The 12,915-nt window shown below is 71.7% G+C and carries 13 protein-coding genes; 3 read left to right on the plus strand and 10 right to left on the minus strand.

Features of this window, described 5'->3' with window-relative positions; all coding sequences use genetic code 11:
- Both ACFU97_RS43735 and ACFU97_RS43740 read left to right on the plus strand, forming a co-directional pair.
- Positions 1 to 1,554, plus strand: a 1,554-nt coding sequence (locus tag ACFU97_RS43735; protein ID WP_384268293.1) for a PTS fructose transporter subunit IIC, incomplete at its 5' end; no start/stop codon positions are given.
- Positions 1,555 to 1,694: 140 nt separating this feature from the next.
- A complete protein-coding gene (locus ACFU97_RS43740; protein ID WP_384268295.1) occupies positions 1,695 to 1,952 on the plus strand; it encodes a hypothetical protein in 258 nt (85 codons plus the stop codon).
- A 32-nt stretch (positions 1,953 to 1,984) separates the two neighbouring features.
- Here the strand turns inward: ACFU97_RS43740 and ACFU97_RS43745 are convergent, their stop codons facing one another.
- From ACFU97_RS43745 to ACFU97_RS43760, 4 genes are all read right to left on the minus strand, one after another.
- Entirely contained in the window at positions 1,985 to 2,731 is a 747-nt protein-coding gene (locus tag ACFU97_RS43745; RefSeq protein WP_384268297.1) for a DUF6227 family protein, read from the minus strand.
- Positions 2,732 to 2,888: 157 nt separating this feature from the next.
- Positions 2,889 to 4,109, minus strand: coding sequence for an Ig-like domain-containing protein (locus ACFU97_RS43750; RefSeq protein ID WP_384268300.1), 1,221 nt, complete (start codon positions 4,107 to 4,109; stop codon positions 2,889 to 2,891).
- Between the two features lie 153 nt (positions 4,110 to 4,262).
- Positions 4,263 to 5,291: a P1 family peptidase gene (locus ACFU97_RS43755; protein ID WP_384268302.1), complete on the minus strand. Its 1,029-nt coding sequence runs from the start codon at positions 5,289 to 5,291 to the stop codon at positions 4,263 to 4,265.
- A 66-nt stretch (positions 5,292 to 5,357) separates the two neighbouring features.
- The gene (locus tag ACFU97_RS43760; protein WP_384268305.1) at positions 5,358 to 6,614 is read right to left on the minus strand and encodes a low temperature requirement protein A; all 1,257 of its coding nucleotides are present in this window, start codon (positions 6,612 to 6,614) and stop codon (positions 5,358 to 5,360) included.
- 149 nt (positions 6,615 to 6,763) lie between these two features.
- On the opposite strand from ACFU97_RS43760, the gene ACFU97_RS43765 reads away from it, so the two are divergent.
- Entirely contained in the window at positions 6,764 to 6,946 is a 183-nt protein-coding gene (locus tag ACFU97_RS43765; protein ID WP_384268307.1) for a hypothetical protein, read from the plus strand.
- A 19-nt stretch (positions 6,947 to 6,965) separates the two neighbouring features.
- Here ACFU97_RS43765 and mscL read toward each other — a convergent pair whose 3' ends face one another.
- From mscL to ACFU97_RS43795, 6 genes are all read right to left on the minus strand, one after another.
- Positions 6,966 to 7,424, minus strand: a complete 459-nt coding sequence (mscL, locus tag ACFU97_RS43770) for a large conductance mechanosensitive channel protein MscL (protein WP_384268309.1) — start codon at positions 7,422 to 7,424, stop codon at positions 6,966 to 6,968.
- A gap of 111 nt (positions 7,425 to 7,535) precedes the next feature.
- The gene (locus ACFU97_RS43775) at positions 7,536 to 8,111 is read right to left on the minus strand and encodes a hypothetical protein (RefSeq protein WP_384268312.1); all 576 of its coding nucleotides are present in this window, start codon (positions 8,109 to 8,111) and stop codon (positions 7,536 to 7,538) included.
- A 147-nt stretch (positions 8,112 to 8,258) separates the two neighbouring features.
- Entirely contained in the window at positions 8,259 to 9,092 is an 834-nt protein-coding gene (locus ACFU97_RS43780; protein WP_384268315.1) for an S-methyl-5'-thioadenosine phosphorylase, read from the minus strand.
- Positions 9,093 to 9,236: 144 nt separating this feature from the next.
- On the minus strand, positions 9,237 to 9,572 hold the full coding sequence (locus ACFU97_RS43785; protein WP_384268318.1) for an FmdB family zinc ribbon protein: 336 nt from the start codon (positions 9,570 to 9,572) through the stop codon (positions 9,237 to 9,239).
- A 67-nt stretch (positions 9,573 to 9,639) separates the two neighbouring features.
- Positions 9,640 to 10,902 (minus strand): MFS transporter, encoded by a 1,263-nt coding sequence (locus ACFU97_RS43790; RefSeq protein WP_384268320.1) that lies wholly within the window; start codon positions 10,900 to 10,902, stop codon positions 9,640 to 9,642.
- A gap of 235 nt (positions 10,903 to 11,137) precedes the next feature.
- A complete protein-coding gene (locus ACFU97_RS43795; protein ID WP_384268322.1) occupies positions 11,138 to 12,706 on the minus strand; it encodes a potassium/proton antiporter in 1,569 nt (522 codons plus the stop codon).
- Positions 12,707 to 12,915: the final 209 nt, after the last annotated feature.

Below are 12,915 nucleotides of genomic sequence, written 5' to 3' on the forward strand. Positions count from 1 at the left end.
AGCGTCGAGGACGCGGCCGCCCCGGTGCCGGGCGCCCCGGCCGCCGACGAGCAGCCCTTCCGCATCGTCGCCGTCACCTCCTGCCCGACCGGCATCGCCCACACGTACATGGCGGCCGAGTCGCTGGAGAACGCGGGCCGCGACGTGGGCGTCGAGGTCACCGTCGAGACGCAAGGCTCGGCCGGCTTCACCCGGCTCGACCCGGCCGTCATCGCGGCGGCGGACGGCGTGATCTTCGCGCACGACGTCCCCGTACGAGAGAAGGACCGCTTCGCCGGCAAGCCGACCGTCGACGTCGGCGTCAAGGCCGGCATCAACCGCCCCGGCGAGCTCGTCTCCGAGGTCCGCGCGAAGGCGGAACGCGGGGAGGTCACCTCCGGCTCCGCGCCCTCCACACCGGTCGAGCGGTCCGGCGAGGCGGGCGAGGGCTACGGCACCAAGCTGCGCAAGTGGCTGATGTCCGGCGTGAGTTACATGGTCCCGTTCGTCGCGGCCGGCGGTCTGCTGATCGCCCTCGGCTTCGCGATCGGCGGCTACAAGATCAACAAGGCGCCCTCGGTCATGGACCACTTCGTGTGGGCCCAGGGCGACAGCTGGGCGGCGCTGCTCTTCCAGATCGGCGGCGTCGCGTTCGCCTTCCTGGTCCCGGTCCTGGCCGGCTACATCGCCTACGGCATGGCCGACCGGCCCGGCCTGGTCCCCGGCTTCGTCGGCGGCTCCATCGCCCTCACCATCAACGCCGGCTTCCTCGGCGGACTCGCCGCCGGTCTGATCGCCGGTGGTGTGGTGATGGCGATCCAGAAGGTGAGGATCCCGGCGGCGGTGCGCGGCATCATGCCGGTGGTGGTGATCCCGCTGATCTCATCGGCGATCGTCGGATTCCTGATGTTCGTCGTGATCGGCAAACCCATCGCCTCGGCCCAGAAGGCCATGACCGACTGGCTCAACGGCCTCTCCGGCGCCAACGCCGTCCTGCTCGGCGCCCTGCTCGGCCTGATGATGTGCTTCGACCTCGGCGGTCCCGTCAACAAGGTCGCGTACACCTTCGCCACCGCCGGTATCGCGGTCTCCAACCCGAGCGACTCCGCGATGAAGATCATGGCCGCGGTCATGGCCGCCGGCATGGTCCCGCCCCTCGCGATGGCGCTGGCCACCACGGTCCGCGGCAAGCTGTTCACGCAGACCGAGCGGGAGAACGGCAAGGCGGCCTGGGTCCTCGGCGCCTCCTTCATCTCCGAGGGCGCGATCCCCTTCGCCGCGGCCGACCCGCTGCGCGTCATCCCCTCCTCGATGGTGGGCGGCGCGATCACCGGCGCCCTGTCGATGGCCTTCGGCGCCACTCTGCGCGCCCCGCACGGCGGCATCTTCGTGGTCCCGCTGATCGGCAACCCCTTCCTCTACCTGATCGCCATCGCGGTCGGCACCTGTGTCACCACGGCACTGGTGGTGGTCCTGAAGGGCATGCGCAGGCCCGCACCGGGGGCCACGGCCGCCGACGCGGCGGAGGGCGCGGCCGCTCCGGCGGCCGGGGCCAAGCAGCCGGTGGCCGCCTGACCGGCAAGATCCCCGCATGTCCCTTTGGCGCCCTGTGAGTTGATCAAGACGACAAAGAGGCAAGTGCGGCACCTGTGCGGCCTGCGAGATACGTCACGGTCCGGGACCAAAGTCCCGGACCGTGGTGTCTACTGGACCGTATGCCTGATGAGCACGTCTCGGTCTTCCAGTCGATGGGCGTGGTGATCCTCGCCCTCGCCGCCGCCGTCTGGATCTTCGGCCTGATCAGCCTCGCGCGCCGCGGCCACTTCGGTGCGGTCCCCTGGCCCGTCGTCGGCAGCATGCGCGCCCTCCCGCTGCAGCGCCGGTCGCCCCCGCCGCTGGAGTACACGGAGCTGACACCGGCGGAGCAGGCCGCGTTCGCCGGTCTCGTACGGCAGCTCAGCAAACGTCGCTGACCGGCCGCGCGCGGCGACAGGGTTCCCGGCTCTCAGGAGACCTGGGCCGCCCGGCGCTCCATCGCGTCCCGGGCCGCCTCCTCGCTGACGTAGACCTCGCACATGTGCCGCCCGTCGGGCGTCGCCGTGTGCTCGACCTCCCACAGTGAGACCTCTTCGCCGTCCCGCAGCAGGAAGGCGTGCTCGTAGAGCGAGAAGCAGAGCCCGGCGCGGCCCGCTCGGCACGGGCGCCCGAAGGCCTGCGTGATCTGGTGCGCGAACGCGGTCGTCAGCAGCGCGGAGGTCTCCGCGCCCGGCCGGTCCGGGTTCTCGGCGCGACGCAGCAGCCGGCGCGCGTGATCCTCCGAGTCGTCCGGCACGTACGCGTGCCGGGGCGCGGGGAGCGGCGACAGCTGCACCGTCACCGGAAGTTCGAAGTCCACCGTGTCCGGCGGCAGCGGCAGCCGCGCGGTCGCGGTGCGCAGCTCCTCCTCGTCGACGTACACCTCGTGCTGGGCGGGGCCGCCCGGCGTGGTGTTGTGCACGAGCTCCCACAGCGTGAGCGCCGAGCCGTCGGCGAGCAGCCAGGTGTGGCGGTAGGTCTCGCGGTGCAGCCCCGCGCTGTGGTGCGCGGAGTGCAGTGAACCGTCGTGCGCAAGCGCGCAGTCGAGTCGCCGTATGGTCTCGTCCGGCAGCTCGAAGCTGTTCAGCGCACGGCCGAGGAGTCGCGCGAGATGCTCCTCCGGAGACTCGGGCGACTCGGGTGGTTCGTACGCTGCCGTCTCGTACGGAACGCTCAAGGCTTCTCCCGGCGTTGCTGCATGTCACCTTGTGGGTGCATACCGTAGCCCCTCGGTCGGACATCATGTCCGGGAACCGAGAAAACGTACGCACGGAAAACGCCCGGGCCGTGCGGGCGGTTCCCGCACGGCCCGGCGATCCCGGAGAATCCGCAGCTCAGGAGGTGCTGCCCGCGACCCACTCGCTCCACGGCAGGTTCCATCCGTTGAGCCCGTTGTCGGGCGCGACGGTCTTGTCGGGGGAGTTCTTGACGACCACTACGTCCCCGATGAGTGAATTGTCGTAGAACCACTTGGCGGGCGTGGCGCTCTGTGCGCCCTGCGCGTCCGCGAGTCCGACGCAGCCGTGGCTGGTGCCCTCGCGACCGAAGGGCGGATTGCCCTTGTTGTACCAGTAATTTCCGTGGATGAACGTCCCCGACGTCGTCAGCCGCATCGCGTCCGGCACGTCCGCGATGTCGTACTCACCGCCGAGACCCACGGTCTGGCTGTTCATCCGCGTCTGCCGGAACTTCTCGGAGATCACCATCTGCCCGTTGTAGGTGGTGTGCTCCGGGCTGCCCGACGAGATCGGCACCTTCCTGAGGACCTTGCCGTCCCGCACCACCGTCATCGTCTGCGTGTTCACGTCGACCGTGGAGACCTGCGAACGGCCGACGGTGAAGGTGACGGTCTTCTTCTGCACGCCGTAGAGGCCGTTCGCGCCCTCCACGCCGTCCAGGTCGATCTTCATCGTGACCTTGGAGCCGGCCTTCCAGTACTCCTCGGGCCGGAAGTCGAGGCGCTGCGAGCCGAACCAGTGCCCGACCACCTTCTGCCCGCTGCTGGAGGTGACCGTGATGTGCGACTGCACGGCCTTCTTGTCGGTGATCACCTTGTCGAAGCCGAACGACACCGGCATGCCGACGCCGACCGTGGTGCCGTTGTCCGGGGTGTACGTCCCGATGAAGCTGTTCGCCGAAGCGACCGTGGTGAAGATGGAGTTGGCCGCGGCCGTCCGCCCGCTCGCGTCCTTGGCGGTCGCCGAGATCTGGTACTTGGTCCCGCGCTCCAGCTGTGCGTTGGGCTTCCAGGCCGTGCCGTTCGCGGAGATCGAGCCCGGCACGGCCTGACCCGAGCCGGCCACCGTCATCTTCACGGTGGTCAGCTTGCCGTCGCCGACCTTCACGCCGGTCGTGTTGATCGAGGCGGCGTCCGAGCCGTCCTTCGCCGAGATGACGATCTTCGCCGTCGAGGTCTTCGACGAATTCCCGCCGCCGCTCGAGGCGTTGGTGTCGGCGTTGGCGTTGCCGCCGCAGCCGGTGAGGGTGAGGGCGCCGACCATCAGGGCGGCACAGGCCCCCAGTGCGCGCCGCGCTGCTATGTCCGGCGTTGTCACGGGCTGCTCCAGGTTCGTGTGTTGTGCGTGATCCGTTCCAGTGCGTGGAGAAAGAGGGAACGGCGGGCCCATGAGGTTCCCGCCGTTTCCCGTGAACGCCATCACGTGACAAAACCCGGACAATCGCGGGGCGCCGCGCACCCCGCATCCGGCTCACCCGCTCCCGTACAACTCCTCGTACGACGGCCACACTCCGCCCGCGCCCTCCACCGACTCGGCGGCGCGCACGGCGCGGACGATCGCGCGGGTCACCATGTCCGCGCCCGCCGCGAGGACTTCGTTCAGCGCCAGGGGGTTCTTGGCGTCGAGCGGGTGGGCCCCCGTCGCCAGCGTGAACACCGTGTCCCCGTCGTTGAGCAGGTGCACCGGGCGGACGGCGCGCGCGATGCCGTCGTGTGCCGTCCCGGCCAGCTTCTGCGCCTGCGCCTTCGTCAGGTCGGCGTCGGTGGCGACGACGGCGAGCGTGGTGTTCATCGGGGGGCGCCCGTTCCTCGCCGCGCTCTCGGCGAGGCGCCTGCGCGCGGCCTCGTGCACGTGAGCCTCCGGGTGGTCCACCCGCCCCTGGAACAACTCCCCGTACAGCACGCCCGTTTGCGGATCCAGCGCCGAACCCGCCGCGTTGGCCACCACCAGCGCGGCCACCGTGATCCCCGAGTCCAGCCGCACGCTCGCGCTGCCGATCCCGCCCTTCAGCGCCCCGACGGCGGCACCCGTGCCGGCGCCCACGCAGCCCTGCTGCACGGCCGCCCCGGCCGCGCTCGCGTCCGCCGCCTCGACCGCCGCCCGCCCGGTGGCCGCGTCGGGCCGGGCCGAGAAGGTCCCGCCCCGGCCCAGGTCGAAGACGCAGGCGGCGGGCACCACCGGCACGACGTGCGCCGGGTCCGGCCCGACCCGCACCCCGCGTCCCCGCTCCTCCAGCCAGGCCATCACGCCGGACGCCGCGTCGAGCCCGTAGGCGCTGCCGCCGGTCAGCACGACCGCCTCGACCTTGCTCACGAGGTTGCGCGGGTCGAGCGCGTCGGTCTCCTTGGTGCCGGGGCCGCCGCCCCGGACGTCCACGGCGGCGACCGCGCCTCCTTCCGGGGCGAGCACGACCGTGGTGCCGGTGAGCCAGCCGTCGCCGGTACACGTCGCGTGGCCCACCCGAACCCCTGCGACGTCCGTCAGAGCGTCAATTGTCATGCCCTCAGTCTCGCCCCGCGCCGGGGCGGGGAAGGGCTGCTCAGGGGGTGTGAGTCTCCTGTCCGCTCAGGCGACCGGCGTTCGGGCGCGCTCTTCGCCGGTTCCGCTCGCGCCGTGCCGACGGGCGACCATGCGCGCCGTCAGCGTCACGCCCGTCGCGACCGCCAGCCCGCACACCAGCCCCGCCGCGAGCACCGCCCACCGGCCGAAGAAGGTGCAGACGATGACCAGCAGCGACGCCGTCGGCAGCACCAGCTGCTGGGCGATGCCGACCTTGTAGAAGCGGGAGTGCAGTGCCCAGACGGTGAGCAGGAACAGCGCCGTCGGGAGGGTCACGGCCGCCGACGCGGACAGCGTCGAGATGTGCGCCTCGCCCACCGCCTGCTCGACCGCCACCTCCAGGCCGGCCCCGATCGCGGCCCCCGAGGCGAAGATCAGGTAGTGGCCGTAACCCCAGACGAAGGACTGCCGGTTGGAGCGCAGGTGTCCGTGGATGGGGACCACGAAGTAGATCCACCAAGCGGCGAAGATGATCAGCAGCCCGCCCGCGGCGATCGGCAGCAGCTCGCCCAGCGCGTCGTGCTCGTCCAGGCCCGACTTCACGGCGACGGTCGCGGCCGCGATGGTCTCGCCGAGCACGATGATCGTGAACAGGCCGTACCGCTCGGCGATGTGGTGCGGGTGCCAGGACGTGGGGTGGACCTTCTCCGCGTACAGCGGCACGAGCATCTCCAGCGGGGCCATCACCACGAAGACCCACGGCCGGGCTCCCTCGGGCAGGACCAGCAGCCCCAGCCAGCCGATCTGGCACAGCAGCACGCCGACGGCGTACCGCAGCGCCATCGTCCGCTCGGCGCCCCGGCTCGACCGCGCCACACGCAGCCACTGGGCCGACATGGCCAGCCGCATGACCACGTAGCCCAGCCAGACGCCCAGGAACTCGTGCTGGTCGAAGGCGCGGGAGATGCCCGCCGCCAGGATGAGCACGCCGGCGATCTGGACCAGCGTGACGACGCGGTAGAGCGCGTCGTCGTTGTCGTACGCCGAGGCGAACCAGGTGAAGTTCATCCACGCCCACCAGATGGCGAAGAAGATCATCACGTAGTTGAGGATGCCCTCGGCCGCGTGCCCCTCGGCCAGGGCGTGCACCAGCTGGGCACCTGCCTGGGCGATGGCCACGACGAAGCACAGGTCGAAGAAGAGCTCGAGGGAGGAGGCGACGCGGTGCGCCTCGTCGCGCCCGCGTGCCGTCAGCCTGCGCAGTGGTCTGTGGGCCGCCGGCGGGCCCGAGGGCGCCGGCGGCGGAGTGGAACTGCTCGTCATGCGTTCCAGCACACCAGATGGGCGGCGGAAATTCCTGCGAAGGGATCGCACGCGGGCCGCGACCGGAGCGATCACGGGAAGGCACAGGTGGGAAGGGGGAACTCGGCGCACCCGGCGGCGGGTCCTGCCGGGCCCCGTACCCTGGAGGCATGACGTCCGCCCCTGCCCCCGAGCCGCGCGCCCCGAAGCCCGCGCTGATCTTCGACGACCCGCTGGACCAGCAGTCCTCGGACGACACCGACCGCGGCTGGGGCGAGCGGCCCGGCTCGGACGGCGACTCCGCGGCGGACCTGAAGCGCTTCCTCGACGAGAAGCCGCCCCACCACATCTGACCCGCGCGGGCGGCCTGCGTCAGCTTGCGTCGTGCCCGGACCCACGCTGGGCGACCAGCGCGTCCCGGATCTCCTTGAGGACCTCCAGCTCCGTCACCTCGATCACCTCGTGCGTGCTCTCCCGCGCCTTCCTGCGGGCCTCCTGGCGGGCCAGGTACTTCGACATCGGCAGGACCATCAGGAAGTAGACGACCGCCGCCGTGATCACGAAGGTCAGGGTGGCGCCGAGGACCGAGCCCCACAGCAGCTGGATGCCCTGGTCGCCCTTGCAGGTCCCGCTCAGGCACGAGCTGTAGTTGTCCAGGTTCTTGGTGCCGATCGCCCCGACCAGTGGGTTGATGATCCCCTTCACCAGCGAGTTCACGATGTTGGTGAACGCGGCGCCGATGACCACCGCGACCGCCAGGTCGACGACGTTGCCGCGCATCAGGAAGGCCTTGAAGCCCTGCCAGACGCTCGGTTCCTTCTTCTCGCTCACTTCGGGGCCTCTCCTTGCACACGCACATCGGGGAACAAACAGTTCCGCAACCTACGTCAACTTGCGGCCACCCTGTCCAATTGCGTAGCTGGAACGAGGGACTTGACAGGATCAACACACGATCACCGCCAATCGTGCCGTCGCCGCAGCTCCGGCGAGGCGCGCGGCGGTCGTACGAGGCACCGCCAGCACGACCAGCGCCCCGCTGCCGGCCGCCTCGTCCAGAGGCTCCGGCACCTTGGCCACCCGCGCCCCGCGCGCGACCACACGGGCGTCGCCGGCCGCCGCCGTCTCCGGGGCGGCGACCACGTCGACCCGGTCGCCGGGCCGCAGCAGCGCGACCGTGGCGGCGTCGGCGATCCGCACCGGTGCGGACACCGTCCGGACGGCCCGGTGGCTTCGTACCGGATCGGCGACCGGATGGCCGCGCCCTCCGTCGGCATCCCGCGGCCCCGCCGCCACCAGCGCGGCCGCGGTCACCGCGAGCCCGGCGGCCACCGCCCGCCTGCGGTGCCGCACCAGCCGTCGCAGCCCGTACCGCCCGCCGCGCACCCGCACGGGAGCGAAGTGCGGGACCTCGCACGTGACGGGGACGTCGGCGCCGGGCGACCGCGGCGCGGCGGGGGAGGAGGACGGGGGGAGCGGAGAGCCGTACAAGGGGGACGGAGCGAGCGGAGGGAGCGGCATGCGGATCACCACCTGCATCGGGAACGGGCCTGCAAGACCCACGATGAGGCGTCGCGCCGATCTGTGCCGAGGCCGGTGGATCACCGGCGGATTGTGGACAACTCCCTCACCCGAACGGCAAGTTCCGGTCGCTGGCCCGTCAGCGCGTCACGGCAGCGTGAACCCCGGGTCCATCCCGCCCAGCGCCGACGTGCACAGGCAGTCCCGGTCCTCGTTCGCCGGCAGCGCGGCCACCGCGTCGAAGAGCACACCGCGCAGCCGGTCCACGTTGGCGGCGAACACCTGCAGCACCTCGTCGTGCGAGACGCCCTCACCGGTCTCGGCGCCCGCGTCCAGGTCGGTGACCAGGGTCATCGACGTGTAGCAGAGCTCCAGTTCACGGGCGAGCGCCGCCTCGGGGTGGCCGGTCATGCCCACCACCGACCAGCCCTGCGCCTGGTGCCACAGCGACTCCGCGCGGGTCGAGAAGCGCGGGCCCTCGACGACGACCAGCGTGCCGCCGTCCACCGGCTCCCAGTCCCGTCCGCGCGCGGCCTTCAGGGCGGCCGTGCGCCCGACGGGGCAGTAGGGGTCGGCCAGGGACACGTGGACCACGTTCGGGACGGCGCCGCCGGGCAGCGGCAGCCCGTCGAAGTACGACGCCGCGCGGGACTTCGTCCGGTCGACCAGCTGGTCCGGCACGAGCAGCGTGCCCGGTCCGTACTCGGCGCGCAGTCCGCCCACGGCGCACGGGCCGAGGACCTGGCGCACACCGACCGACCGCAACGCCCACAGGTTGGCCCGGTAGTTGATGCGGTGCGGGGGCAGATGGTGGCCGCGGCCGTGGCGGGGCAGGAACGCGACCCGCCGGCCGGCGACCTCACCGAGGAAGAGGGAGTCGCTGGGCGGTCCGTACGGGGTGTCCACCTGGACCTCGGTCACGTCCTCGAGGAACGAGTAGAAGCCCGAGCCGCCGATTACACCGATCTCTGCGTTCGCCATGGCCCGAACAGTATCCGGCCCCGCCGGAGCGCAGAGAGGGGCACCGGACACACCCAACCGGACGCGTCGAAGACCGCACCCGGAAACACCGAAGACCCCACCGTCGTACGACGGCGGGGTCCCGTGGGACGAGTCCGGTGGGTCCTAGGCGGCGCTGCTGCCGGACGAGGCACCCGTGCTCGACGGCTTCGACTTCGCGTCCGAGGACGAGGAGGAAGACGTGGAGGAGGAAGAGGACGTGGAGGAGGGCGACGACTCGGTGGACTTCGAGGACTTCGACGCCGGCGAGCTGCTCGACGAGGAGCCGCGGCTGTCGTTGCGGTAGAAGCCGGAGCCCTTGAAGACGATGCCGACGGCGGAGAACACCTTCTTCAGGCGGCCACCGCAGCTGGGGCACTCGGTGAGGGCGTCGTCGGTGAACTTCTGCACCGCCTCGAGGCCCTCGCCGCACTCGGTGCACTGGTACTGGTAGGTCGGCACTGTCTTCCTCCTGGCACTCTTACTCAGTGAGTGCTAACGACGGTCCATAGTGACGTATTCCCGGGGATCAGTCCACCGTCACCGGCTCGCGGTGACCGACGCCACGTGCGACGGTCAGGTTGCGCGGCCGCGGCGTGAGCCGGGACCGCAGGGCGGCGAGGGTCGCGAACGCGAGCACCGTACCGCCCGCCGGCACCAGGAATCCGGCGCCGGACCAGAAGCGGTCCTCCAGCTGTCCGGCCACGGTGACGGCCACCGCCTGGCCGAGCGCGACCGCGCCGGTCAGCCAGGTGAAGGCCTCGGTGCGGGCGCCGGCCGGGACCAGGCCCTCGACCAGCGTGTAGCCGGTGATCAGGGCGGGCGCGATGCACATGCCGACGAGCAGGCCGAGTCCGGCCAGCAGCGGCACCGAGTGCGCGGTCCACAGGCCGGAGGCGGCCAGCGCGAGGGCGCCGTAGCCGACGACGAGCCGCCGCTGCGGGGCCGCCTTCCAGGCGACGGCGCCGCAGACGATGCCGGAGAGCATGTTGCCCGCGGCGAAGACGCCGTACAGGACGCCGTTCAGGCCGGGCTCGCCGATCGACTCGGTGAACGCGGCCAGCGAGACCTGCATGCCGCCGAAGACCGCGCCGATGCCGAGGAAGGCCACGATCAGCACGCGCACACCGGGGACGCTCAGCGCGGAGGCGTGCTCCACGCGCGCGTGCCGGGGGGTGGCGACTGCGGGCTGTGTGCCCTTCTGTGCGGCGAACAGCAGGCCGCCGACCAGGGTCAGCGACGCCTCCGTCACCAGGCCCGCGGCGGGCGCGACGGCGGTGCACAGCGCGGTGGCCAGCAGCGGGCCGAAGACGAAGGTCAGCTCGTCCGTGACGGACTCGAAGGCCGCCGCGGTGTTCATCAGCGGCGAATCCTGGAGCTTCACGCCCCAGCGGGCGCGCACCATGGGGCCGATCTGCGGCACCGAGGCGCCGGTCGGCACGGCGGCCGCGAACAGCGCCCACAGGGGTGCGTGGGTCAGTGCGAGCGCCGTCAGCGTCAGGCCGGACAGCGCGTGCAGCAGGACGCCGGGGAGCAGCACGGCGCGCTGCCCGTAGCGGTCGGCCAGGCGGCCGCCGTAGGGCGCGCACAGCGCCATGGAGACACCGGTCACGGCCGCGGCGGCTCCCGCGGCGCCGTAGGAGCCGGTGGTGTGCTGCACGAGCAGCACGATCGAGATGGTGAGCATCGCGAACGGCTGGCGCGCCGCGAAGCCGGGGACCAGGAACGTCCAGGCGCCGCGGGTGCGCAGCAGCTGTCCGTAGCCAGGCCGTCGGGTGACCGTGGATGCCACGGCCCGTGCCTTTCTGCCGCCTGGTGGCACGCCCGTGCGGGGGCGCCGAGAGCTGTCCTCTGGTGCGGACTGCGGTAGATACCGGAGGCCGCCCGGAAGGTGGTGGGCGCCACGGCCGCCATACGGTCGCGTCAGCTCTGCATCAGGCAGAGTCGGTTCGATCAGGGGTGTGTCTTCATATTACAGGGATCGGCGCAGCGCCTTGCGGGGACAAGGGATCGGCGCCGCGCCCCGTCTACAGGGATCGGCGCCGCGCCCCGTTCGTCCCCAGCCATCCGGCCAGCTTGCCCCCCTGTCCGACCGAGCGCAGCCGGCGCTCCGCCGCGTCCCGTACGGGATCGGTGGCGACCACGAGCAGTTCGTCGCCGCGCCGCAGCACCGTCGTGGGGCCGGGCACGAACGACGTGCCCTCGCGCACGACGAGGGTGACGGCGGCCCCGGCGGGCAGCCGCAGTTCGGCCACCTCGACGCCGTGCATCCGGGATCCCGCGGGGATCGCGACGGACAGCAGGTGCCCGCGCAGCCGCTCCAGCGGGGCGGACTCGATGCCGAGGTCGGCGGCCCCGCCGCTCTCGCCCAGGCGCAGCACACGCGCGAGCCACGGCAGCGTCGGCCCCTGGACCAGGGTGTAGGCGACGACCAGGACGAAGACGATGTTGAAGATGCGGTGGCTGGCGTCGACGCCCTGCACCATCGGGATCGTCGCCAGGATGATGGGGACCGCGCCGCGCAGCCCGGCCCAGGACATCAGGGTCTGCTCCTGCCACGGCACCCGGAAGGGCGACAGGCACAGCATCACGCTCAGCGGGCGCGCCACCATGGTCAGCACCAGGCCGATGACGAGCGCGGGCACGATGTCGTCGCCCAGCTCGTGCGGGGAGACGAGCAGGCCGAGCAGGACGAACATGCCGATCTGGGCGATCCAGCCGAGCCCCTCGGCGAACCCGCGGGTGGCCGGCCAGTGCGGCAGCTTCGCGTTGCCCAGCACCATCGAGGCGAGGTAGACGCCCAGGAAGCCGCTGCCGTGCGCGAGCGCGCCGCCCGCGTAGGCCATGACGGCGATCGCCATGACGGCGATGGGGTAGAGGCCGGAGGCGGGCAGCGCCACGTGCCTGAGGCCCCAGGCGCCGAGCCAGCCCACCGCGAGCCCGACGGCCGCGCCGATGGCCAGCTCCAGCGCTATCTCGCCGAGCAGCACCCACCAGTGGGAGATCGGGCCGGCCGTGGAGAAGGCGACGACCAGGATGACGACCGGGGCGTCGTTGAATCCGGACTCGGCCTCCAGCGTGCCCGTCACGCGCGCGGGGAGGGGGATTCTGCGCAGCACGGAGAAGACGGCCGCCGCGTCCGTCGAGGAGACGACCGCACCGATGATGAGCGCCTGGCGCCACTCCAGCCCGACCAGGTAGTGCGCGCCCGCCGCCGTGACCCCGACGCTCACCGCGACGCCGGCGAGGGCCAGGGCGGAGGCGGCCGGCAGGGCCGGTCTGATCTCTTTCCACTTCGTGCCGAGGCCACCCTCGGCGAGGATCACCACGAGGGCCGCGTAGCCGATGACCTGGGTGAGTTCGGCGTTGTCGAAGCGGATGTCACCGATGCCGTCCTGGCCCATGGCGACGCCTATCCCCAGGTACACGAGCAGGCTGGGGAGCCCGCTGCGCGAGGAGATCCGGACCGCTGCCACGGCGACGAGCAGGACGAGCGAGCAGACGAGCAGTAGCTGGTTGAGATGGTGGACTGTCAGCGGCCGTTCCCTTCCCTGGCCCGCGGGCGTCCCGCGGGTGGGCTCACGTTCATGGGACACGAAGCGAGGCGACTCCGCATCCAACTACTTCGTTACCTTACCTAACTCTTGACGATTTCTTGACGCTCCGGTTGGCAGGATCGAACGCCTGCACCCCTGCGTTCCCGACTCCGCGTCAAGGGCCCCAAGGCCCTGCGCCTATGGTTGCTCCAGCGCTCACTCGACGTCACAGCCCGCCTGCCGCTCGCGTTAGGACAGCAAGGACAGCG

Source organism: Streptomyces sp. NPDC057616 (assembly GCF_042800575.1).
Taxonomy (GTDB): domain Bacteria; phylum Actinomycetota; class Actinomycetes; order Streptomycetales; family Streptomycetaceae; genus Streptomyces.